This is a genomic window from Ramlibacter sp. G4-7 (genome assembly GCF_057784995.1).
Genome location: NZ_JBYNTT010000018.1, coordinates 17,046 through 39,170 on the forward strand (window position 1 = coordinate 17,046; position 22,125 = coordinate 39,170).

Annotated in this window: 25 protein-coding genes; 14 read left to right on the plus strand and 11 right to left on the minus strand. The window is 68.4% G+C overall.

Features of this window, described 5'->3' with window-relative positions; genetic code table 11:
• Positions 1-175 precede the first annotated feature (175 nt).
• From AC3EGR_RS20960 to AC3EGR_RS20970, 3 genes are read right to left on the minus strand one after another with little or no spacing between them, the layout of a single operon-like run.
• On the minus strand, positions 176-1,018 hold the full coding sequence (locus AC3EGR_RS20960; protein WP_488548462.1) for a citryl-CoA lyase: 843 nt from the start codon (positions 1,016-1,018) through the stop codon (positions 176-178).
• Positions 1,019-1,070: 52 nt separating this feature from the next.
• Complete coding sequence (locus AC3EGR_RS20965; protein WP_488548463.1) at positions 1,071-1,763, minus strand: hypothetical protein; 693 nt, start codon at positions 1,761-1,763, stop codon at positions 1,071-1,073.
• Positions 1,764-1,780: 17 nt separating this feature from the next.
• A complete protein-coding gene (locus tag AC3EGR_RS20970) occupies positions 1,781-2,596 on the minus strand; it encodes an IclR family transcriptional regulator (RefSeq protein ID WP_488548464.1) in 816 nt (271 codons plus the stop codon).
• Between the two features lie 82 nt (positions 2,597-2,678).
• Here AC3EGR_RS20970 and AC3EGR_RS20975 point away from each other — a divergent pair, with 82 nt between their 5' ends.
• Both AC3EGR_RS20975 and AC3EGR_RS20980 read left to right on the plus strand, forming a co-directional pair.
• On the plus strand, positions 2,679-3,689 hold the full coding sequence (locus AC3EGR_RS20975) for a TRAP transporter substrate-binding protein (RefSeq protein ID WP_488548465.1): 1,011 nt from the start codon (positions 2,679-2,681) through the stop codon (positions 3,687-3,689).
• A gap of 17 nt (positions 3,690-3,706) precedes the next feature.
• Positions 3,707-4,147, plus strand: coding sequence for a type II 3-dehydroquinate dehydratase (locus AC3EGR_RS20980; RefSeq protein ID WP_488548466.1), 441 nt, complete (start codon positions 3,707-3,709; stop codon positions 4,145-4,147).
• A gap of 1 nt (position 4,148) precedes the next feature.
• Here the strand turns inward: AC3EGR_RS20980 and AC3EGR_RS20985 are convergent, their stop codons facing one another.
• Genes AC3EGR_RS20985 through hppD form a run of 6 tightly spaced genes read right to left on the minus strand, consistent with a single transcriptional unit; the run spans position 4,149 to position 8,948 of the window.
• Positions 4,149-4,844, minus strand: coding sequence for an SDR family oxidoreductase (locus tag AC3EGR_RS20985; protein WP_488548467.1), 696 nt, complete (start codon positions 4,842-4,844; stop codon positions 4,149-4,151).
• Complete coding sequence (gene phhA / locus AC3EGR_RS20990) at positions 4,841-5,740, minus strand: phenylalanine 4-monooxygenase (protein ID WP_488548468.1); 900 nt, start codon at positions 5,738-5,740, stop codon at positions 4,841-4,843. The genes AC3EGR_RS20985 and phhA overlap by 4 nt, the downstream gene beginning before the upstream one ends.
• Before the next feature lie 16 nt (positions 5,741-5,756).
• Positions 5,757-6,065 carry a 4a-hydroxytetrahydrobiopterin dehydratase gene (locus AC3EGR_RS20995; protein WP_488548469.1) on the minus strand — a complete coding sequence of 103 codons (309 nt, stop codon included), beginning with the start codon at positions 6,063-6,065 and terminating at the stop codon, positions 5,757-5,759.
• On the minus strand, positions 6,062-7,318 hold the full coding sequence (fahA, locus tag AC3EGR_RS21000) for a fumarylacetoacetase (RefSeq protein ID WP_488548470.1): 1,257 nt from the start codon (positions 7,316-7,318) through the stop codon (positions 6,062-6,064). The genes AC3EGR_RS20995 and fahA overlap by 4 nt, the downstream gene beginning before the upstream one ends.
• Positions 7,315-7,857, minus strand: a complete 543-nt coding sequence (locus AC3EGR_RS21005; RefSeq protein ID WP_488548471.1) for a VOC family protein — start codon at positions 7,855-7,857, stop codon at positions 7,315-7,317. Before AC3EGR_RS21005 ends, fahA begins: the two co-directional genes overlap by 4 nt.
• Positions 7,857-8,948, minus strand: coding sequence for a 4-hydroxyphenylpyruvate dioxygenase (gene hppD, locus AC3EGR_RS21010; protein WP_488548472.1), 1,092 nt, complete (start codon positions 8,946-8,948; stop codon positions 7,857-7,859). The genes AC3EGR_RS21005 and hppD overlap by 1 nt, the downstream gene beginning before the upstream one ends.
• A gap of 118 nt (positions 8,949-9,066) precedes the next feature.
• Here hppD and AC3EGR_RS21015 point away from each other — a divergent pair, with 118 nt between their 5' ends.
• A complete protein-coding gene (locus tag AC3EGR_RS21015) occupies positions 9,067-9,546 on the plus strand; it encodes an Lrp/AsnC family transcriptional regulator (protein WP_488548473.1) in 480 nt (159 codons plus the stop codon).
• A gap of 12 nt (positions 9,547-9,558) precedes the next feature.
• On the opposite strand, the gene AC3EGR_RS21020 is transcribed toward AC3EGR_RS21015, so the two are convergent.
• Complete coding sequence (locus AC3EGR_RS21020) at positions 9,559-10,032, minus strand: Lrp/AsnC family transcriptional regulator (RefSeq protein ID WP_488548474.1); 474 nt, start codon at positions 10,030-10,032, stop codon at positions 9,559-9,561.
• Between the two features lie 262 nt (positions 10,033-10,294).
• Here AC3EGR_RS21020 and AC3EGR_RS21025 point away from each other — a divergent pair, with 262 nt between their 5' ends.
• Genes AC3EGR_RS21025 through AC3EGR_RS21040 form a run of 4 tightly spaced genes read left to right on the plus strand, consistent with a single transcriptional unit; the run spans position 10,295 to position 14,214 of the window.
• The gene (locus tag AC3EGR_RS21025) at positions 10,295-11,212 is read left to right on the plus strand and encodes an ABC transporter substrate-binding protein (RefSeq protein WP_488548552.1); all 918 of its coding nucleotides are present in this window, start codon (positions 10,295-10,297) and stop codon (positions 11,210-11,212) included.
• Between the two features lie 14 nt (positions 11,213-11,226).
• Positions 11,227-12,156, plus strand: a complete 930-nt coding sequence (locus AC3EGR_RS21030; RefSeq protein WP_488548475.1) for an ABC transporter permease — start codon at positions 11,227-11,229, stop codon at positions 12,154-12,156.
• Entirely contained in the window at positions 12,156-12,950 is a 795-nt protein-coding gene (locus tag AC3EGR_RS21035; protein WP_488548476.1) for an ABC transporter ATP-binding protein, read from the plus strand. Before AC3EGR_RS21030 ends, AC3EGR_RS21035 begins: the two co-directional genes overlap by 1 nt.
• A gap of 37 nt (positions 12,951-12,987) precedes the next feature.
• The gene (locus AC3EGR_RS21040) at positions 12,988-14,214 is read left to right on the plus strand and encodes a Glu/Leu/Phe/Val dehydrogenase dimerization domain-containing protein (RefSeq protein WP_488548477.1); all 1,227 of its coding nucleotides are present in this window, start codon (positions 12,988-12,990) and stop codon (positions 14,212-14,214) included.
• Positions 14,215-14,266: 52 nt separating this feature from the next.
• Here AC3EGR_RS21040 and AC3EGR_RS21045 read toward each other — a convergent pair whose 3' ends face one another.
• Positions 14,267-15,190, minus strand: a complete 924-nt coding sequence (locus tag AC3EGR_RS21045) for a LysR substrate-binding domain-containing protein (RefSeq protein WP_488548478.1) — start codon at positions 15,188-15,190, stop codon at positions 14,267-14,269.
• Positions 15,191-15,261: 71 nt separating this feature from the next.
• On the opposite strand from AC3EGR_RS21045, the gene argH reads away from it, so the two are divergent.
• The 7 genes from argH to AC3EGR_RS21080 all read left to right on the plus strand — a co-directional run bounded on the left by argH (position 15,262) and on the right by AC3EGR_RS21080 (position 22,123).
• Positions 15,262-16,767: an argininosuccinate lyase gene (gene argH, locus AC3EGR_RS21050; RefSeq protein WP_488548479.1), complete on the plus strand. Its 1,506-nt coding sequence runs from the start codon at positions 15,262-15,264 to the stop codon at positions 16,765-16,767.
• 29 nt (positions 16,768-16,796) lie between these two features.
• Positions 16,797-17,762, plus strand: a complete 966-nt coding sequence (locus AC3EGR_RS21055) for a Bug family tripartite tricarboxylate transporter substrate binding protein (protein WP_488548480.1) — start codon at positions 16,797-16,799, stop codon at positions 17,760-17,762.
• Between the two features lie 145 nt (positions 17,763-17,907).
• Positions 17,908-18,456 (plus strand): hemerythrin domain-containing protein, encoded by a 549-nt coding sequence (locus tag AC3EGR_RS21060; RefSeq protein WP_488548481.1) that lies wholly within the window; start codon positions 17,908-17,910, stop codon positions 18,454-18,456.
• Positions 18,457-18,586: 130 nt separating this feature from the next.
• Positions 18,587-18,727 (plus strand): hypothetical protein, encoded by a 141-nt coding sequence (locus AC3EGR_RS21065; protein WP_488548482.1) that lies wholly within the window; start codon positions 18,587-18,589, stop codon positions 18,725-18,727.
• Between the two features lie 350 nt (positions 18,728-19,077).
• Positions 19,078-20,004, plus strand: a complete 927-nt coding sequence (locus AC3EGR_RS21070) for an ice-binding family protein (protein WP_488548483.1) — start codon at positions 19,078-19,080, stop codon at positions 20,002-20,004.
• Positions 20,005-20,036: 32 nt separating this feature from the next.
• A complete protein-coding gene (locus tag AC3EGR_RS21075; protein ID WP_488548484.1) occupies positions 20,037-21,200 on the plus strand; it encodes an outer membrane beta-barrel protein in 1,164 nt (387 codons plus the stop codon).
• A gap of 107 nt (positions 21,201-21,307) precedes the next feature.
• On the plus strand, positions 21,308-22,123 hold the full coding sequence (locus AC3EGR_RS21080; protein WP_488548485.1) for a glucose 1-dehydrogenase: 816 nt from the start codon (positions 21,308-21,310) through the stop codon (positions 22,121-22,123).
• The last annotated feature ends 2 nt before the right edge of the window (positions 22,124-22,125 follow it).

Consider the following 22,125-nt stretch of genomic DNA (forward strand, 5'->3'; position numbering starts at 1 on the left):
CGGCACCCGATGAATAGCACACCGAAGTGGTTTATTCAAGATGAAATCGGATCGACAAAGCGTGACAGCGATGGCGATGACATCTCGGTGTGATGGCGAGCCGGACCGTTACAGCAACGGACAGGTTTTGTCTGGCGATGCGTTTCGTACGCGCTCGTCAGTAGCGCTCGGGCCGCTATGACCGGGCCGGTACGGAACGCTCCGCCGGGCCGTCGTAGGTCGGGAGGTGTTGCCGCGGCATCGGCCCCTTGTTGCGGCCGCCCTGCTGCGTCTGTTCCCACGCGTGCGCCAGGATGCCCACGGAACGCGAGAGGCAGAACAGGCCGCGGGCGAGCGGCGCAGGAAAGCCGAGCTCGGCGTAGATCACCGCCGTGGCGCCATCGATGTTCATGGGGATGCGCCGGCCGCCCTTGCGCGCGGCGAGTTCGGCTTCCACGCCTCGGGCGATGCGGGCGAAACGGCCCGACACCTCCCCTGCCTGGGACGCTTCGTCCACGAGTTCCAGCAGGCGCGGCGCACGCGGGTCGACCGGATGGAAACGATGACCGAAACCGGAGACGAACTTGCCATGGTGCGCGATGGCTTCGTCGAGCCCCGCACGTACGGCCTCTTCGAACGGCGTTCCGCCGTCCATGCGCCTGGCCACGGACTCGTAAAGCTCCACCGCCTGTTCGCCCGCGCCGCCATGCACGTCACCGAGGACGTTCACCGCCGAAGCCATGGCGTTGTTCAGGCCGACGCCGCAAGTGGCTGCCATGCGCGCGATCGCGATGCTGGGGGCCTGCGGACCGTGGTCGACGGCTGCCATGAGCGCCGCATCCAGCAGCGAAGCCTGGGGATCGGTGGGCAGTTCCCCCCGGGTCATGAGCCAGATCATGTGCGGCAGGCTCACCCGGCCGATCAGCTGCTCGATCGGATAGCCGCGGTAGCGGATCACTCCGGGCGACATGTCGATGATCGAGGTGCGCCACCAATCGCGCACGCCCTGTTCGACGCTCGCGTCCCGTTCGCTGCTCATACTGCTTTCTCCTCTTTCAGGCTGTACATCGCACGTGGCGTGCCAGGATGCGTCAGCGGCCCGGCCCGTTCTCGTCGCGGCTCATCGAGAGCGACAGGCTGTACCAGCCGGCGATCGCACCTGGCGCGGCGCCGAGCGCCTCGAGGGCGCCGGGCGCAAGGGTCTCCTGACCCAACGCCTTCAGCACCTCGAGCTCATAGCCGCACACGACGAAGATCCAGTCCGCGCTGCGGTCGAGGTTGCCCCGGATCTTCTGTTCCGTCGTCGTCGCGATGGCAGGCGTCTCGGTGCGCAGCAGGTGCGCTCCGGCGAGGCCGGCCTGCAGCGGCAGTTCCGCAACCCGCGATTGCAGTGCGGCTTGCAGGCGCTGCGCCTCGCCTTCGCGTGGAGACAGCCGCAGCGTCATCGCATGCCGCGCGACCCCCGTGCCATGGGTATGCAGCACACGCGTCTGGCTGCGCACCATGTTCCGGTGGTGCGGCATCAGGCGCGTGGACCAGGGCGTGGGCGCGTTCAGGCGCGCCAGGTACTCGGGCGAGCTGAGCGCCGCGTGCTCCTGCAGTTCGTAGAGGATGAAGAAGCCTTCGCCCCCGTCCGCAGCGGCCCACCGCGTGGCGCGCAGGAAGCCGGGCAGGGCCAGCCGCTCCGGAAAGTGTTCGTGCGAATGCCAGTGCTCGAACTCCGCGCGCATCTCCGGCGCGATATCCCACCACATGGCGAGCGCGGCGCCACCCAATACTGCCATCGTCGTTCTCCTTCTGTTCAGGGCACGGCCACCGCGCGGCTGCGGAACAGCGGCGAGCTGGTGGCGGCTATCGCGAGTTCGCCGGCGGCCTGCACGAGCGCCGGACCGAGTTCCTGCATGCGCGCGGAGGTGAGGCGTTGCAGGGGCCCCGCGATGGTGATCACCCCCACCGTCTCGCCACCACGCCTTGCCACCGGCGCCGCCATCGCGCTCATGCCCGGTGCATACATTTCCACCATCATGCTGAAGCCGCGCTTGCGGTCTTCTTCCAGCACCTTCATCAGCGCCTTGAAAGTCGTGGGTGCCTTCGGGCCGTACTCACGTGGGGAACCGAGGCCCTGGCGGGCAACGAGTTCCGTTGCCCGCTCCTCGCTCAGCGTCATCAGCCAGGCATGGCCGCCGGCGCTGCAGGACAGGCGCACGTCGATGCCCATGTCGGGGTCGTAGCGCAGGCCGGCCCGGGCGCCTTGCGCCTTCGCGACAAAGGTGAGCCGGTCACCGTCGACCAGCGCCAGGCGCACCAGTTCACCGGAGACCTCCGCCAGGCGGTCGATGATGGGCTGCGCAACGTCCACGATGCCCGCTCCAGCCAGGAAGCTCAGGCCGAGCGCGGGCAGGCGCGTGGTGAGCGTGTAGTCGCCCATTGCGCGCACCTGGCGCACGTAGCCGCAGCGGGCGAGGTCCGCCAGCAGCCGATGGCAGGCGCTGCGCGGCACGTTGACTTCGGCTGCCAGCTCCGCGAGCGGCAGGCCCTCGGGCTGCGCAGCGAGGGTCTCCAGGATGCGCAGCGTGCGATCGACGGTGCCACTGGGAGCCGCTTCGGAGTTCGTCATGTGAAAAGGGATTCCGGTGTGGAACGCTGTTTTGCCTGCTTCCCTATCATGCCCCACTTCCATGACATCGCAGGAGACACGCGTGCAACCCATCACTCGCCGAGGCCTCGCCGCCCTTGCCTTCCTCCTTGCCGCCGCGGGCGCCGGCGCCCAGGACATCCAGGAACGCACCATCAAGTTCGGCCATCTGAACAACCCGGGTCACCCGACCAGCCTGGGCGTGAAGAAGTTCGCCGAGATCGTTGCCGCCAAGAGTGGCGGCAAGATCAAGGTGCAGGAGTTCCCCTCGTCCCAGCTGGGCAACGAGCTGCAGCAGCAGGCGGCGCTGCAGGGCGGGGTGCAGGAAATGCTGGTGGCCTCCACGACGTCGCTGAACGGCATCGTCAAGGAGTTCGGCCTGCTGGACTTCCCCTTCCTGTTCGCCAACGAGCGGCAGGCGGATGCCATGGTCGACGGACCGCTCGGCAAGGCGCTCACCGCGAAGCTGCCGGAAAAGGGCGTGGTCGTGCTGGGCTTCTTCGACCTGGGCTTTCGCAACGTCACGAACAGCAAGCACCCGGTCACCAAGGGGTCCGACCTGGAAGGCCTGAAGCTGCGCGTGATCCCCAACCCGGTGTTCCTGGAAACCTTCAAGACCTTCAAGGCCAACCCCGTGCCGATGGCGTTCGCCGAGTTGTACGGCGCGCTCGAGAGCAAGGCCGTGGACGGCCAGGAGAACCCGTTCGCGGTGATCGAGTCGAGCAAGTTCTACGAGGTGCAGAAGTACGTGAGCGGGACCAACCACGTCTATGCCACCAACCCCGTGCAGATCAGCAAGCGTTTCTGGGACAAGCTGTCGCCGGTGGAACAGAAGCTGATCCAGGAGGCCGCCATCGAGGCGCAGAACTGGCAGCGCACGACCAGCCGCGCGGTTTCGGCCAAGGCGCTGGGCGAGCTGAAGGCCAAGGGCATGATCTACAACGACATCGCCCCCGCTGAACTGGCCCGCATGCGCGCGGAAGTGCGCCCGGTCTACGACAAGTTCTCCTCGGCTTATGACCCGGCCATCGTGAACCTCTTCAAGTCCGAGCTGGAACGGGTGTCCAAGCTCTGATGCAGATCGGCGGTCCCTTGAAAATCCTTGTCCTGCATGGGCCGAACCTGAACCTGTTCGGCCGCCGCGAGCCGCACATCTACGGCCACACCACCCTGGCGCAGATCGATGACCAGCTCGCCACGCTTGCCACGGAGCTCGGCGTGGCGCTGGAGACGATCCAGTCCAACCACGAGGGAGCGTTGATCGACTTCCTGCACCGCCACATCGACGCGGCGCAGGGCGCCCTCGTCAACCCGGCCGGGCTTACCCAGCACGGGGTGCCGCTGCACGACGCGATCAAGGCCATGCCCTTCCCCGTGATCGAGGTGCACATGTCCAACATCGCGGCGCGCGAGAGCTGGCGCACGCACTCCATCATCTCGCCGGCGGTGAAGGGCACCATCCAGGGCCTGGGGCGCCACTCCTACCTGATGGGCCTGCGCGCGCTGGTCGCCCTGGCACAGGAGGCGCAGTAGCCTAGATCCGGCCCGTGACCGGAATCGCCGCGCCGTGGATCGCGCGCGCGGCATCGGAGCCGAGGAAGACGATCACTTCGGCCAGTGCTTCCGGTGCGACCCAGCGGGTCGCATCGGCATCCGGCATCGCAGAGCGGTTGTCCGGGGTGTCGAGGATGGAGGGCAGCACGCAGTTGACGTTGATGCCCTGGTCCTTCAGTTCGGCGGACATGGCTTCGGTCAGGCGCAGCAGCGCGCTCTTGGCCGCGCAGTAGGCCCCCATGTGCGCCGCGCCGCGCGCTGCCGCCGCCGCGCCCACCGTCACGATCCTGCCGCTGCCGCGCTCGCACATGCCCGGGACCACGGCGTGCGCCACATGCACCAGCGTGCGCGCGTTGAGGTCCATGAGGAAATCCCAGCTCGCCGTGGAGGTCTCGTGCACGGCTTCGCCCATGCGGAAGCCGCCGGCGATGTGGCAGCACACGTCGATCTGGCCGAAGCGCGCCACGGCTTCCTGCACGCCGGCCTGCACCTGTGCGCGATCGAGCAGGTCCAGGGGCAGCAGCAGGGCTTCGCCCGCACTGCCGAAAGCCTGTTGCAGCAGGTCCGCTTGGCGATCGACGAGGATGAGGCGCGCTCCCTGCTGGCGAAAGGCGGCGGCGACCGCGCGACCGAGGTGGCCGGCGGCACCCGTGACGAGGACCGTCCGGGAGATCATGCCGGCGCTCCTTCGCGCTTCGTCGCGTGGTAGCGGCCCGTTCCGCGCGTGATCACGCTGTCGCTGGACAGGACGTCGCCCGGTTCGAACTCCTGCGCGCCGGCGACGCGCTCGTACAGCGGCGCGAAGTCGATGTGCGCCAGGCGCAGCAAGTCGTCCAGGTGCTCCAGCACGAAGTAGGTTTCCTGGAAGTCGTCGATGCGATAGCGGGTGCGCATGACGCGCTCCAGCTCGAAGCCCAGCCGGTTGGGCGAGGCATCCTCGACCGAGAACACGGTCTCCGTGGCCGAGGACGCGATGCCCGCGCCGTAGATCCGCAGGCCGTCCGACTGCTTCACCAGCCCGAACTCCACGGTGTACCAGTAGACGCGCGCGAGCTTCTCCAGCACCCCGAGGCGCCTGGCGCGCAGCCCGCCTTCCCCGTAGGCCTGGATGTAGTCGGCGATCACCGGGTTCATCAGCATGGGGACGTGCCCGAACACGTCGTGAAAGACGTCCGGCTCTTCCAGGTAGTCCAGCTCGTGCGGCTTGCGGATGAAGTGGCCGGCGGGGAAGCGCCGGTGGGCCAGGTGCTCGAAGAACACGTCGTCGGGCACCAGTCCTGGCACAGCGACCACCTGCCAGCCCGTGCGCTTCATGAGGATCTCGGAGAGCTGCTCGAAGTCCGGGATCTGCCCGGGGCCGATCGGCAGGTCTTTCATGCCTCGCACGAACTCGTCGCAGGCGCGTCCCGGCAGCAGCTTGCTTTGCCGCTCGAAGAGCGTCTTCCACACCGCGTGCTCCTGCGGCGTGTACTTCTCCCAGCCCTGCGGAATCGTCCAGTCGGGGCGCTCCGGCGTCCGCCCGGACCCGGCGGCCAGGCTGTGCGTGACGGTTTCCTTGAGTTGGTTCAGCATGAGAAGGCTCCGGTACTCAGTGCGTCTGCGTTGCAAGTGCGGCGGCGATGCGGTCCATCAGCAGCGCCATGGCGACGTCGTTGGCGGAGACCCCGCCGACGTCGTGGGTGGTGAGGGTCACGGCCACCCGGTTGTAGACGTTGAACCATTCCGGGTGGTGGTTGCGCTTCTCGGCGTGCACCGCCACCTGGCCCATGAAGCCGAAGGCCTGGGCGAAGTCGTGGAAGACGAATTCGCGGGTGAGCGTGCCGCCCCGTTCGGCGCCGAACTTCCACTGCGGCAGCGTCGCCAGCTGCGAATCGATCTCGTGCGATGCGAGCTTCATGCGATGACGGTGCCGCGGCACTCTCCGAAGCCGATGCGGCGCAAACCGGCGCGCTCGCAGTGCCCGCGCAGCACGATGGTGTCGCCGTCCTGCAGGTAAGTGCGGGTCTCCCCGTTCGACAGCGTCAGCGGCTGCTTGCCGCCCACGGTCAGTTCCAGCAGGGAGCCCGCCTGGTCGGGCCGCGGACCCGACAGCGTGCCCGAGCCGAACAGGTCCCCGGCCTGCAGGGCGCAGCCGTTCACCGTGTGGTGCGCCACGAGTTGCGCGATCGTCCAGTACGCCGCTTCGGCGAAGTTCGAGCGGCTGATCGTGTCGCCTGCGTGCCCGGCCGCGGCCATGCGCGCCGTCTGCAGGATCACTTCGAGCTGGATGTCGAACGCGCCGCGCGCCTTGTTGTCCGCCGAGTCCAGGTAGGGCAAGGGCTGCGGATCGCCCTCGGGCCGCACCAGCGGCTTGCGGTACGGCTCCAGCGCCTCCAGCGTCACCATCCACGGAGAAATCGTGCTGCAGAAGTTCTTCGACAGGAAGGGGCCCAGCGGCTGGTACTCCCAGGCCTGGAGGTCGCGCGCGCTCCAGTCGTTGAACAGGGTGACGCCGAACACGTGGCTCTCGGCATCGGCCATGGAGATGGCTGCGCCCATGGCGTTGGGCCGGCCGATCACGATGCCCAGTTCCAGCTCAATGTCCAGGCGCGCGCTGGGGTTCACCGCCGGCTGCGCTGCATCCGGCGCCTTGGTCTGGCCGACCGGCCGGCGGAAGCTCGTGCCGCTCGCGACGATGGTGGAGGCGCGGCCGTGGTAACCGATCGGCACCCACTTGTAGTTGGGCAGCAGCGGACTGTCCGGGCGGAACTGCTTGCCGATCGCGGTGGCGTGGTGGATGCCGACGTAGAAATCGGTGTAGTCGCGGATGTCGCAGGGCACGCCCAGCGTCACCTCGGACTGCGGGACGAGCGCGGCCTCGAAGGCCGCCCGCTGCGCGCTGCCGCGCCGCAGCCCTTGCGAGATCCGCTCGCGCAGTGCCTGCCGGTCCTGGGGCTGCGCCTGGATCAGGTGGTTCATGTCCGCGGCGTCCGTCAGTCCCGCGCGGCGCAAGTCCAGCACCTGGTCGCCGATCGCCACGCCGATGCACCAGGCGGTGTCGCCCTGGCGCCGGAAGCGCCCGAAGGGCAGGTTCTGGATCGGGAAGTCGTTGTCCGCGAGGTTGGCGGACGCGACCCAGCTTTCCAGGGCGGGATCGTTGCAGTCGTTCATTGCTCGAACTCGCGCCGGTGCAGGAAGGCCGCGTGCTTGGGCGCCCGCTTCGTCTTGGACCACTCCTCGAGCATGTCCCACTTCACCGCGCCCAGGCGCTTGTTCAGCGCCTCTTCCTCGGGGTCCGGGCAGGCCAGTTCCAGCCGGTGGCCGTTCGGGTCGAAGAAGTAGATCGAGTGGAAGGCGCCGTGGTCGGTGACGCCCAGCACGTCGACGCCGTTGCCTTCCAGTTTTTCCTTGAAGGCCAGCAGTGTCGCGCGGTCCTTCACGCGGAAGGCGATGTGCTGCACCCAGGCGGGCGTGTTCGGATCGCGGCCCATCTCCGGCTGCGTGGGCAGCTCGAAGAAGGCCAGCACGTTGCCCATGCCGGCGTCGAGGAAGATGTGCATGTACGGATCCGGCGCCTTGGTCGACGGCACCTGGTCCTCGGCGATCGCCAGCACGAAGTCCATGTCCAGGTTCTTCTGGTACCAGAGCACGGTTTCCTTCGCGTCCTTGCAGCGGTAGGCGACGTGGTGGATGCGGTCGATCTTGGGCATCACGCAGTCTCCTTGTCTTCCACCTGCAGCACGCCGCGGCGGATCTGGTCGCGCTCGAGCGACTCGAACAGCGCCTTGAAGTTGCCGTTGCCGAAGCCGTCGTCGCCCTTGCGCTGGATGAACTCGAAGAACACCGGCCCCAGCAGCGTCTCGCTGAAGATCTGCAGCAGCAGCCGCGGCTGCCCCGTGCTCGTGTCGCCATCGAGCAGGATGCCGCGCGCCTGCAGCTCGCCCACCGGCTGGCCGTGGCCAGGCAGGCGCTCTTGCAGCATCTCGTAGTAGATGTCGTTGGGCGCCGTCATCAGCGGCACGCCCGCCATCTGCAGGGCGTCGACCGTCTCGATCAGGTTGTCCGAGGCGAGGGCCACGTGCTGGATGCCCTCGCCGCTGAACTTCATCAGGAATTCCTCGATCTGACCCGAGGTCTTGCCGGCCTCCTCGTTCAGCGGGATGCGGATCATGCCGTCGGGTGCCGACATCGCCTTGGAGGTGAGGCCCGTGTACTCGCCCTTGATGTCGAAGTACTTGATCTCGCGGAAGCCGAACAGGCGCTCGTAGAACGCGGCCCAGTGCGCCATGCGGCCGCGGTAGACGTTGTGCGTGAGGTGGTCGATGACCTTCAGGCCGTGCCCCCTGGGATGGCGCTCCCCGCCCGGCAGCCATTCGAAGTCGATGTCGTAGATGGACTTGCCGTCCTCGAAGCGGTCGATCAGGTACAGCGGTGCGCCGCCGATGCCCTTGATCGCGGGCAGGCGCAGCTCCATGGGCCCGGTGGGGATCTCCACCGGCTGCGCGCCCAGCGCCAGCGCGCGCTCGTAGGCCTTGTGCGAATCACGCACGCGAAAGGCCAGCGCGCAGGCGGACGGACCGTGTTCCGCGGCGAAGTAGCCGGCGAAGCTTTTCGGCTCACGGTTGACGATGAAGTTGATGTCGCCCTGCCGGTACAGCAGCACGTCCTTGGAGCGGTGCTTCGCGACCAGGGAGAAACCCATCTTCTCGAACAGGGGCTCGAGCACGTCGGGCACGGGCGAGGCGAATTCGACGAACTCGAATCCGCACAGGCCCATGGGGTTGTCGAAGAGGTCGGGCATGTCTTGGCTCCAGGCAGGAAAGTCGGTAGGGGGACTTTAGGCCTGGCCGGCCGCAGGGTTCGTGCGAACTGCGGCCCGAATCGGTCGTTCCGAACATGATTCGTGCAAGAATCAGGAAATGGACGATCCGATCGATCTGGATGCCCTGGATCGGCGCATCCTTGTTGCCCTGCAGTCCAATGGGCGCCTCTCCTATGAGGAATTGGGGGGCAAGGTGGGCCTGTCGGCCTCGGCCACCCTGCGCCGCGTCAAGCGCCTGGAGGAGGCCGGCGTGATCGCCGGCTATGTCGCCCTCGTGCGTGCGCGGCGCGTCGGCCTGGGCCTGACCGCGTACATCAACGTGCGCATGGCCAAGCAGAGCGACGGCGACAAGCGCAACCCCATGGACCTGTTCTCCGCCGCCGTGGAGACCTGGCCGGAGGTGGTGGAGTGCGTCTCCCTCACCGGGGACATGGACTACCTGCTGAAGGTGCTGGTGGCGGACATGGACCACTACACGCGCTTCGTCATGGACACGCTGCTCAAGCACCCCAGCGTGCAGGATTGCCGCACGAGCTTCGTCATGCGGCCGTTCAAGTCCAACGTCAGCCTCGTCTGAGCTCGCGCGGCCTCAGCCGGGCAAGGGCAGCGAGCTGGTGCACTTGAACTCGTCGAGGCAGACGATGGAGCGCACGCCGTCGACGCCCGGCATGCGCATCACCTTGTCGATCAACAGGTTCGACAGTCCCTTCAGGTCGCGGGCGATGACCTTGACCACGAAGTCGTAGTCGCCGGTGATGGCATAGCACTCCAGCACCTCCGGCATCTTCATCACCAGACCGGTGAACTTCGACAGGTCGCGGATGTGGCCCTTCTCCATCGACACCAGGATGAAGGCCACGACGTTCAGGTCCAGCCGCGCGGGCGCCAGGCGCGTCTCGTAGCGCGCGATCAGGCCGGTCTCCTCCAGGCGCCGGTGGCGGCGATGGCATTGCGCGGGTGACAGGCCGGCGGCCGCGGCGAGCTCCAGGTTCGATGCGCGGCCGTTCTCCTGCAGGAAGGCCAGGATTTTCCGGTCGACGCGGTCGATGTCGATGACTTGCAAGTTCGTCTCCTCATTCCAGCAGAAGACGCAATGATATTTCCTGACCTAGGGTTCGCCCTGACGCCGGATGAAAGCCGATTTTTCACGCCAAAGTTCACACTTCTGCCCCAGGAAAGCGGCTCCTTGACGCAGGTCAAACAGATCTCCCCTCGGAGACCGCCATTCCAGCGCAACCGTGCCGACCATTTCCCACAAGGACCCCAACGTGCAACATTCTTTCCTGCGTTCCTCCCTGGCCCTCATCGCCGCCTCGGCCACTGCCATGGCTGCCACGCCCGCCTGCGCCGCCGAAAAGTCGGTGGCGGTCACCGCGATCGTCGAGCACCAGGCCCTCGATGCCGTGCGTGACGGCGTCCGGGACGAACTCAAGGCCGCCGGTTTCGAGGTCGGCAAGAACCTCAAGTTCGAATACCAGTCCGCCCAGGGCAACAACGGCACGGCCGCCCAGATCGCCCGCAAGTTCGCCGGCGCGCGGCCCGACGTGATCGTCGCCATCGCCACGCCCTCGGCGCAGGCCGTGGTCGCCGCGAGCAAGGACATCCCGGTCGTCTACAGCGCGGTCACGGACCCCGTCGCGGCCAAGCTGGTCAAGACCTGGGATGCGTCCGGCACCAACGTCACCGGCGTCTCCGACCTCTCGCCGCTGGACAAGCACCTGGCCCTCATCAAGCGCGTCGTCCCCAACGGCAAGCGCGTGGGCGTGATCTACAGCCCGGGCGAAGCGAATTCGGTGGCCATCGTCGATGCCCTGAAGAAGGCGGTGCCGGCGGCCGGTCTCACGCTGGTGGAAGCCGCCGCGGCGCGCACCGTGGACGTGGCCAGCGCCGCGCAGAGCCTGGTGGGCAAGGTCGACGTGATCTATGCGCCCACCGACAACAACGTGATGTCCGCCTTCGAGGGCATCGTCAAGGTGGCGCAGCAGGCGAAGATCCCCGTGGTCGCGGCGGACACCGACGGCGTCAAGCGCGGCGCCGTGGCGGCGCTGGGCCTGAACTACTACGACATCGGCCACCAGACCGGCAAGATCGTGGTGCGCATCCTCAAGGGCGAGGCCCCCGGCACCATCGCCTCGCAGACCAGCAGCACCTTCGAACTGCACGTGAACCCGGCCGCCGCGCTCAAGCAGGGCGTGACGCTGCCCGAGGAACTGGTCGGCTCGGCCAAGGTCGTGGTGAAGTAAGGGGCCGGACCGCCATGTCGCTCATCGCTTCGCTGGGCGCCATCGAGATCGGCCTCATCTTCGGGCTGGTCGCGCTGGGCGTCTACCTCTCCTTCCGGATCATCAACTTTCCCGACCTCACGGTCGACGGCAGCTTCCCCCTGGGCGGCGCCGTGGCCGCGGCACTGATCGTCGCGGGCTGGAACCCCTTCGCCGCGACGGCTGCGGCGGTCGTGGCCGGCGCGCTGGCCGGCTGGCTCACGGCCTGGCTGAACGTGCGGCTGCGCATCATGCAGCTGCTCGCGAGCATCCTGGTGATGATCGCGCTGTACTCGGTCAACCTCCGCATCATGGGCAAGCCGAACGTGGCGCTGATCAACGACGCGACGGTGTTCAGCCTGCTGCAGTTCGGCGGCATGCCCGAACACTGGCTCAAGCCGCTGGTGCTGCTGGCGGTGGTGGTCGCCGCAAAGATCGGGATCGACCTGTTCTTCGCCTCGGAAACGGGCCTGGCGATGCGCGCCACCGGCGGCAACCCGCGCATGGCACGGGCACAGGGCATCTCCACGGACCGGCTGACGATCGCCGGACTGGCGCTGTCCAACGGCCTGGTCGCGCTGGCCGGCGCGCTGTTCGTGCAGTCGCAAGGCGGCGCGGACATCTCCATGGGCATAGGCACCATCGTCGTCGGCCTGGCCGCGGTGATCATCGGCGAGACCATCCTGCCGGCGCGCAGCCTGGTCGTCACGACCCTGGCCTGCGTGCTCGGCGCCGTGCTGTACCGCTTCTTCATCGCGCTGGCGCTCAACAGCGACTTCATCGGCCTGCAGGCCCAGGACCTGAACCTGGTCACCGCGGTGCTGGTCGCCTTCGCGCTGCTCGTTCCCAGCTACAAGCGCAAGCTGGCCGGCCTGTTGCCCGGCGCGCGCACCAATCCCGCCGTCATCGTGAAGGAGGCCAGGTAATGCTGCGCGCCAAAGGCCTGGAAATCACCTTCAACCCCGCAACGCCGATCGAGAACCGCGTGCTGCGCGGGCTGGACCTGCACATCCCCACGGGGCAGTTCGTCACGGTCATCGGCTCCAACGGTGCCGGCAAGTCGACCTTCCTGAATGCCATCAGCGGCGACCTGATGGTCGACCGCGGCAGCATCCAGATCGACGACGCGGATGTCACCCGCCGCTCGGCCTGGCAGCGCTCCGACCTGGTCGCGCGCGTCTTCCAGGACCCGATGGCGGGCACCTGCGAGGCGCTGACCATCGAGGAGAACATGGCGCTGGCCTGGAAGCGCGGCGCGCGCCGCGGCCTGGGCTTCTCGCTCACGCGCAGCCTGCGCGAGGTGTTCCGCGACAAGCTCCGCATCCTGGGCCTCAACCTGGAAAACCGGCTCGCGGACCGCATGGGCCTGCTCTCCGGCGGCCAGCGCCAGGCCGTGAGCCTGGTGATGGCCTCGCTGCAGCCCTCGCGCATCCTGCTGCTGGACGAGCACACCGCGGCGCTGGACCCGAAGACGGCGGCCTTCGTGCTGGAACTCACGGCGAAGATCGTCGAGGCCGGCAAGCTGACGGCCATGATGGTCACGCACAGCATGCGCCAGGCGCTGGACTACGGCACGCGCACCGTGATGCTGCACGAGGGCCGCGTGATCCTCGACGTCAAGGGCCGCGAGCGCGCCGGCATGGACGTGCCCGACCTGCTGCACATGTTCGAGAAGACCCGCGGCGAGAAGCTGGACGACGACAAGCTGCTGCTCGCCTGAAGACACCACCGAATCCCCCGCATACCGAAAGACCGAGATGAAAGAACTGCTGCACCGCTTCGAGACCAAGGCCCCCGAGATCGTCTTCGAATGGCACGACGCCGAGACGCCCGCCAGGGGCTGGGTCGTCATCAACTCCCTGCGCGGCGGCGCCGCCGGCGGCGGCACGCGCATGCGCCCCGGCCTGGACCGCCGCGAGGTGGAGTCCCTGGCCAAGACCATGGAGGTGAAGTTCAGCGTGTCCGGCCCCGCCATCGGCGGCGCCAAGTCCGGCATCGACTTCGACCCCGCGGACCCGCGCAAGGGCGAGGTGCTCAAGCGCTGGTACAAGGCCGTGACGCCGCTGCTCAAGACCTACTACGGCACCGGCGGCGACCTCAACATCGACGAGGTGCACGAGGTGATCCCGATCACCGAGAGCTATGGGCTGTGGCATCCGCAGGAGGGCGTGGTCAACGGCCACTTCGTGCCCAGCGACAGCGAGCGCATCCAGAAGGTGGGGCAGCTGCGCATGGGCGTGGCCAAGGTGGTGGAGGACCCCCGCTACACGCCCGAGCCGTCCCGCAAGTACCTGGTCGCCGACCTGATCACGGGCTGGGGCGTGGCCGAATCGGTGCTGCACTACTACCGGCTCTATGGCGGCGCGGTCGCCGGCAAGCGCGTGGTCGTGCAGGGCTGGGGGAACGTCGGCTCGACCGCCGCCTACTACCTGGCACAGGCCGGTGCGCGCGTGGTCGGCATCATCGACCGCGAAGGCGGGCTGCTCAGGCCCGAGGGCTTCAGCTTCGAGGAGCTGCGCGCGCTGTTCCTGCAGAAGAAGGGCAACCAGCTCTCGGCCAAGGGGATGCTGTCCTTCGAGGAGATCAACCGCCGCGTCTGGAGCGTGGGTGCCGACATCTTCCTGCCCTGCGCCGGCTCGCGCCTGGTGACGCGCCAGCAGGTGGAGCAGCTGGTCGCGGGCGGGCTGGAAGTCGTGTCCAGCGGTGCCAACGTGCCTTTCGCCGATGCCGAGATCTTCTACGGTCCGATCTACGAGAACGCGGATTCCCGCGTCGCGGTGATCCCGGACTTCATCGCCAACTGCGGCATGGCGCGCGCCTTCGCCTTCCTGATGGCAGGCAACGCCGAGATCTCGGACGAAGCGATCTTCGGTGACGTCTCGGCCACCGTGGCTGCTGCGCTGGAGCGCTGCCACGCCCGGTCGACGGCGACCACCGGCATCGCGCGCGTGGCCTTCGAGAATGCGTTGACCCAGCTCGTCTGACGGGTCGAGGCGGCAGCGGCGCCGGTGCGTCGCTTCCGTCTGCCGCACGAAGCTAGCGCGCGCGCTTGCCCGGGGCAGGCGGCGCGAACACCTCGCGCACGCACCGCATGAACTCCTGCGCCATCGCCTGCTCCAGCCGGTGGGCGGCGCGCACCCAGTAACAACGGAAGTCCACCGCGGGCGCAAACGGCAAGGCGACCACGTTGGGCAGCGGCAGGCAGCGCAACACCATCGGGTTGACTACGCTCACGCCCAGGCCCATGCTGACCATGGTGCAGATGGTCGCGGCGTAAGGCGTCTCAAGGTTCATGCGGCGACGGTCCGGGTGGAAGGCGGCATCGATCTGCGCGCGCGCGAGGTCGCTGGCTCCCAGCGAGATGAAGGATTCGCCATCCAGGTCCGCGGCCTGCACGCGGCGCTTCTTCGCCAGTCGGTGGCCGGATGGCACGATGCACAGGCCGTTTTCCCGGTGCAGCAATTCCATCGCGAGCTCCGGCATGTCCGGCACGAAGGAGGCCAGGCCGAAGTCGCACTGGCCCGCGGCGGCCCACTTGCAGACCGTGGCCGAGTCGCTGGTGTGCACCTTGATCACGACGTCCGGGCAGCGCTGGCGGAACAGCCGGATGGCTGCGGGCAGCACGCCAAGCGACAGGGCGGCGGAAGCGCCGATTCGCAGGCCGCCGGAGCCCTGCGCGCGAATCGCCGCGGCGGCGTCCTCGATGGCGCCCAGGCCGGCAAAGGAACGCTGCACTTCGTCGTAGAGCGCCTCCGCCTCGGGCGTGGGCACCAGCCGCAGGCCGACGCGCTGGAACAGGCGAAAGCCCGAGTGCTTCTGCAGCCGCGCGATTAGCCGGCTCACGTTCGGCTGCGAAGTGTGCAGGGCGGCGGCCGACAGCGTCATGGACCGCGTCAGCATGACGGAACGGAAGGCTTCGATCTCGCGGAAATCCATGCGGCTCAGGACGGTGCCCTGCATATCAAATCCGAATGCAGGTCCGGTAACTAATGATTTGACCGCATTGTGGGCCGTTTCCATACTGCCCCGCGATGGAATCCAAAGTCAGTCGACGCCTGTCCGAAGCGACGGCCCCCGAAGTCTGCGAACACGTGTACGGCCCGCGGCTCGCCCGCGATTTCCCCGCGGTGTTCACGCATCTGTCCGATGTCAATCAGGCGCACCTGGTGATGCTGGCGCGCGCCGGCCTGTTGCCGGCCGCGGATGGCGCGACGCTCGCCGCCGCCTTGCTGCGCATGGAGGAGGAGGGCGCGGCGGCCGTCCCGCTGGACCCGGCGATCGAAGACGCCTATTTCAACTATGAGGCGCACCTGATGCGCAGCGCCGGCGCGCACGTGGGCGGCTGCCTGCACGTAGCGCGCAGCCGCAACGACATCCTGTCCACCATGGATCGCATGCGTGCGCGCCTGGTGGTGCTGGACCTGCTGGACGCCGGCAGGGAGGCCTGCGCCGCCGCGCTGGCGAACGCGCAGCGCTACGCCGAGGTCGTGATGCCCGGCTACACCCACCTGCAGCCGGCCCAGCCCATCACGTATGGCTACTGGCTGCTGGGCGTGGCGGAAACGCTGGCGCGCGACCTCGACCGGCTGCAGGCGGCGCAAGCCGTGCTCGCGCGTTGCCCGCTGGGCGCCGGCGCGCTGGCCGGGACGTCCTTCCCCATCCTGTCGCAGGATGCGGCGCAACTGCTTGGTTTCGCCGGCGCCGCGCCGCATGCGCTGGACGCGGTGGCCTCGCGCGACTACGCGCTGGAGCTGATGTCGGCCTTCGCGATCGCCGCGGTCGGCGCGAGCCGCGTGGCGCAGGACTTCTACGTGTGGTGCACCCACGAGTTCGGCCTGGTGGACTTCCCCGACAGTGTCGCGGGCACCTCCAGCATCATGCCGCAGAAGAAGAACCCGATCGTGCTGGAGTCGCTCAAGGGCAAGGCCGGCCAGCTCACGGGCCTGCTGGCCGGCGCGCTGGCCACCGTGAAGGGCGTCAACTTCACCCACACCGGCGACGGCAACCGCGAGACCATGCGCGGCTTCTACGAGTCCGCCGAGGAAACGCTGCGCATCTACAAGCTGTTGGGGCTGGTGCTGCGCACCGCGACGCCCAATGCGCAAGCGATGCTGGAGCGGGCCCGCAACGACTTCTGCACGGCCACCGACCTGGCCGACGCGCTGGTGCGCGAGCGCGGACTGTCCTTCCGCGAGGCCCACCACGTGGTTGGCGCGGTGGTGCGCGCCGCCATGGACGCGAAGCGGCCGGCGCACGAGATCACCTCCGCGATGGTCGACGCCGCTTGCGAGGCGCAGATCGGCCGCGCAGTGAACCTGGGCGACGAGGCCGTGCGCCGTAGCCTCGACCCGGCCATCACGACCTTCGAGCGCACCCAGGGCGGCGGCCCCGCGCCGCAGGTGGTGCATGCCCGCGTGCGCGAGTTGCAGCGGCAACTGGCCCGCGTGCAGGACCTGGTGCAGACCCGCCGCGGCGAACTGCACGCCGCGCGCGCGATGCTCAAGTCGCAAGTGCGCGCCCTCGCCGAGGCCCGTTGAACCCGTATGCTTACCCGAAAGGAAGTTCCGTGAAGTTGTTCAGGATGTTCGCCCTGGCCGTGCTCGTCGCCGGCTCCGTTCCCGCCATCGCCGATGACATGCCGCCCGGACCCGTGCGCCTGCTGGTCGGCTTCGCCCCGGGTGGCGCCAACGATGCCATCGCGCGCCTGATCAGCACGCCCCTGCAGGCGCAGACGAAGACCACCGTCGTGGTGGAGAACAAGCCGGGCGCCGGCAGCAACGTGGCCGCCGCCGAAATGGCGCGGGCCACACCGAACGGCCAAGTGCTGCTGCTCGGTTCCACGGGCGGGCAGACCATCGCGCCGGCGATCTACAGCAAGCTGCCCTTCGACGCGGCCAAGGACATCCAGCCGGTGACCTTGATCTCGCGTTCGGCACTGGCCATCGTGGTCAACGACGGGCTGCCGGTGAAGAACGTGGCCGACCTGATCGCCTACGCGAAGCAGAACCCGGGCAAGCTGAACTACAGCACCGGCGGCAACGGCACCGGCGCGCACCTGGGCACCGAGTACTTCAAGAACATGGCTGGCGTCAGCATGACGCACATCCCGTACAAGGGCGACGCGCCGGCGCTGCAGGACGTGATGGCGGGCCTGGCACAGGTCAACTTCGCCGGCCTCCCGGCCGCGATCGCGGCGACCGCCAGCGGCAAGGTGCGCATCATCGCGGTCACCAGCCCCAACCGCGTGCCGCAGCTGCCCAACGTGCCGACCGTCATCGAGTCTGGACTGAAGGACTACGTCGTGCTGACGTGGTACGGCGTGTTCACCACCGGCGGCACGCCGGCACCCGTGGTCAAGCGGCTCGCCGCGGAGATCGGCCAGGTGGTCAGGCAGCCGGCCGTGACCGACGCGATCGTCAAGCTGGGCATGGAGCCGGCCCCGTCCACGCCGGAGGAATTCGCCAAGGTCTTCCAGGGCGACATGGAACGCTGGGGCAAGATGGTGCGCACCCTGGGTATCAAGGCGGACTGAGGCCGGGCGCCGGATCTCCGGCGTGCTTCACCCGCGACGAGGATCCCATGAAGTTGCCCGCAGTGCTCCCACTTGCGTCAGCTCAATGTTCTGCGGCGACGCTGCGCCATCATGGCTCCATCCTTCAACCGGAACGGAGCAGGTCATGGTCAATCCCGTCGATGCCTGGCACCAGGAGCACGTGTATTTCAACCACCTGCTCGCCATGCTGCAGAAGCAGATGGACGCCTTTCACTGCGGGCAAGCGCCCAACTACCAGCTGATGCTCGATGCGATCCGCTACCTGCACGAGTTCGCCGACAAGTACCACCATCCGCGCGAGGACGAGGCGTTCCGGCGGCTGTTGCGGCACTGCCCGGACCGTGACCTGCCGATTGCGCGGCTGATCCAGGAACACCGGGTCATCGCGCACGCCGGCGAGGCCCTGCGCGAGCTGCTGGAGAGCGCCAGCGCCGATGCGATGGTCGAGCGCGCCGAGCTCGAGATGGCCGCGGCGACCTACCTCGTCTACTACGGCAACCACATCGCCCGGGAAGAAGAGGATGTCCTCCCGCGCGCAGCGCGCTTCCTCACGCCGGAGGACTGGAGCGCGGTGAAGAATGCCGTGCCGCCGGCGCCGGATCCCTTGTTCGTCGACGTGCCCGAGCCGCGCTTCCACGAGCTGCGCCGGCGTATCGCCGCGCAGATGGCTTGAGCGGGCGCAGGGTCGCATCGACGGTAACGGAAGCACCGTCCTCGCTACCTCGCGCACAGCGGCGTAACAGTCTGCGTTGCCCGTCACGCGGGTGCAGAATTCCGCGCCTGTGGATGCGGAGGACCAACCCATGCGACGTGCAGAGGACGGCGACGGACTTGTGGCGCTGCTGGAGAACGAGATCCGGCAGCGGAATCGCGCGTTCTGGGTCTGCGCCGCCATGGCGGCGCTGTGCGCACTGCTGTTCGGATACTTCATCCTGCAGGGCTGATCAATGCCTGCGTGAGTTCCTTGGGCTGACGGCGTCCGATCGCCGGCCGGCCTCGCGCTCGTGGCCAGGGCGCCCTAGCGCCTGGATGCGGCGCCTGTACTGACCCCCGCGCCCTGGCCCTTTCAGTCAGCGCGCCCGCCGTCTCCTCGCGCGCGCGTTCAGCGCTCGCTCGCAAATCCCACGATCTGCTCGTTTCGTGTTCGCCACGCAACACCGTGCGGTAGCGGACAGACCGCGCCGCATGGCAGCCCTACCGTGGGCCCTGCCTGGATGCCGCACGCAGACGGCGGCGCAGGCATCCGCCTCTGGTCCGCACCCCGGGTCGGGGAGAGCTTTACTCCAAGGATTTCATGAAACTTCGTACTTCTCGCAGCACGCGCGCCTGCGCGGCTGCCCTTCTCCTGTGTTCCGTCGTCGCCTGCGGCGGCGGTGGCGGCGGACGCGACCCCGTGCTCGGCTTCGATGGCACGGGGACGCCCGGTGCAACCCCCGGCACGGCCGGCATACCCGGCGTGGTCACGCTGCCGGTGCCACCCGCGTTGGGCGCGGCCGCGCCCTTCGGCGTCTTCGGCGGCTCGGCGGGCATCACCAACCAGGGCATCAATACCGTCATCAACGGGCAGATCGGCACCACCGGCGCTTCCACGCTGGTGACCGGTTTCCATGACGCGACGCCGAACTGCACCTACACCGAGACCCCGCTCAACGTGGGCAACGTCACGGGCGGGATCTTCACCGCGGCGCCTCCGCCCACGGTCGGTTGCCCGACCGAAGGAACGGCGGCCACGTTCGCCACGGCCACGCAGGCCCGCGCCGATGCGCTCGCGGTTTACAACACGCTGGTGGCCACGCCCCGCGGTGCTGACGCAGGCGCGGGCAACCTGGCGAACCTCACGCTCACGAAGGGAACGTACACCGCCGCCGGCGGAACTTTCCGGATCCAGGGCGGCAACCTGACGCTGGACGCGCAGGGTGACCCCAACGCGACCTGGCTGTTCCAGATGGCCACCTCGCTCACCGTCGGCGGTCCGGGAGCCACGGCTCCGGTGAGCGTGATCCTCACCAACGGCGCACAGGCGAAGAACGTGTTCTGGCAGGTCGGCAGCGCCGCCACCATCAACGCGGCGGGCGGCGGGACGATGGTCGGCACCATCATTGCGCAGTCCGGGGCGGCGATCTCCACCGCGGGCAACGTAGCCCCGGTCACCATCAACGGCCGCGTCCTGTCGCTCGGCGCCTCGGTCACGATGGTCAACACCGTGGTGAACGTTCCTTGATCCGCGTCGCCAACTCCAACAAAAGCAGATCCATGACCTTCATGAGAACACCGGCCCTGCTGGGCGCCACCGCGCTGGCCTTCTTCAGCGCATCTGCCGCCCTGGCGCAGGACGCCGGCTGGTACGTCGGCGGCAGCATCGGCCGTGCGCGCGCCACCATCGACGACGCGAGAATCACCACCGGGCTGGGCGGCCAGGGCCTGGGCACCAGCTCGATCGAAGACCGTGACGGCGACACCGGCTACAAGCTGTTCGGCGGCTACCAGATCAATCGCTACTTCGGCGTGGAGGCCGGCTACTTCGACCTCGGGAACTTTGGCTACACGGCCCAGACCACGCCGGCAGGCAGCCTGACCGGCGACATGCGCGTGAAGGGCTGGAACGCCGACCTGGTGGGGACGCTGCCCCTCATGGGCCGGTTGTCCGCGCTGGGCCGGGTGGGGGTCACGTCGGTGAGGGCCGAAGACCGCTTCAGTGCCACCGGCGCCGCCCGCGTGCCCTATGCGAATGCGACGCCCAGCCAGCGCTCCACGAATGTCAAGTTCGGCCTGGGCCTGGCCTACGCGTTCACCGACTCCCTCGCACTGCGCGTGGAAGGAGAGCGCTACCGCCTGAAGGATGCGGTGGGCAACCGCGGCGACGTGGACATGCTCTCGGTCGGCTTGGTGTACCGCTTCGGTGGCTCACCGGCCCCGGCGCGCGCGGCCGTTGCGGCCCCGGCGCCGGCCCCGGCCCCGGCGCAATACGTCGCGGCGCCCGCGGCACCGGCTCCTGTTGTCGTGCCGGCAGCACCGCAGCCCGTGCCCGTGGTCGTCAAGCGGGTCAGCCTCTCGGCCGATTCGCTCTTCGACTTCGACCAGTCCGCCATCAAGCCGGCGGGCCGGCAATCGCTGGACAAGCTGGCGGCGGATCTGCGGGGCGTCGACTTCGCCTCCGTGCAGGTGACGGGACACACGGACCGCCTGGGCTCCGCCCGGTACAACGAGGCCCTGTCGTCACGCCGTGCTGCGGCCGTGGGCGAGTACCTGGTGCGCTCCGGCGGCGTGCCTGCGCAGAAGATCGTGGCCCAGGGCGCCGGCCCGTCCAGCCCGGTGACGCGCGCCGCCGATTGCCGCGGATCGGCCCAGACGCAAGCCTTGATCGCCTGCCTCGCGCCGGACCGGCGCGTCGAAGTCGAGATCCACGGCACCCGCTGATCCCGTCCGGCCGGGGGCTTGCAGAGCCCTCGGCCGGCGACTGCAGCTCCGCCGCGCCCGGTCGCGGCGGAACTCCCTGTTGCCGCCCGGCGGGATGCCGTGGTCGAATGGCTGGAGATCGCATCCGCGTTCCCCAACAGGAGTGCTGCTTGAAATCCGTCCTCGATCGCTTCAATCTCGCCGGCCGCACCGCGCTGGTGACCGGTTCCAGTTCCGGCATCGGCTTTGCGCTGGCCGGGGGCCTGGCAGGCGCCGGCGCCAGCGTGATCCTCAACGCCCGCAACGAAGAAAAGCTCAAGCAGGCAGCGGCCCGCCTGCGCGCGGATGGCGCCAGCGTGCATGCCGTGCCTTTCGACGTGACCGACGGCGCCGCGGTCGCGGAGGCCGTGGCCCGGATCGAGCGCGACGTCGGCCCGATCGACATCCTCGTGAACAACGCCGGCATGCAGCGGCGCGCGCCGCTGGAGGAGTTCCCCGAAGCGGAATGGCACACGCTGATGAAGACCAACGTCGACAGCGTGTTCCTGGTGGGGCAGGCCGTGGCCCGCTGCATGATCCCGCGGCGGCGCGGCAAGATCATCAACATCTGCTCCGTGCAGAGCGAGCTCGGACGTCCCAACATCGCGCCGTACACGGCCAGCAAGGGCGCGGTGAAGATGCTGACCAAGGGCATGGCCATCGACTGGGGCCAGCACGGCATCCAGGTCAACGGCCTGGGGCCCGGCTACTTCAAGACCGAGTTGACCGAAGCGCTGGTGAACAACGCGGAGTTCAGCGCTTGGCTGGTCGGACGCACGCCGTCGCGGCGCTGGGGCGACGTCGAGGACCTGGTGGGAGCCGCCGTGTTCCTGGCCAGCGACGCTTCCAGCTTCGTCAACGGCCACATCCTGTACGTGGATGGCGGCGTCACCGCCACCCTCTGAGA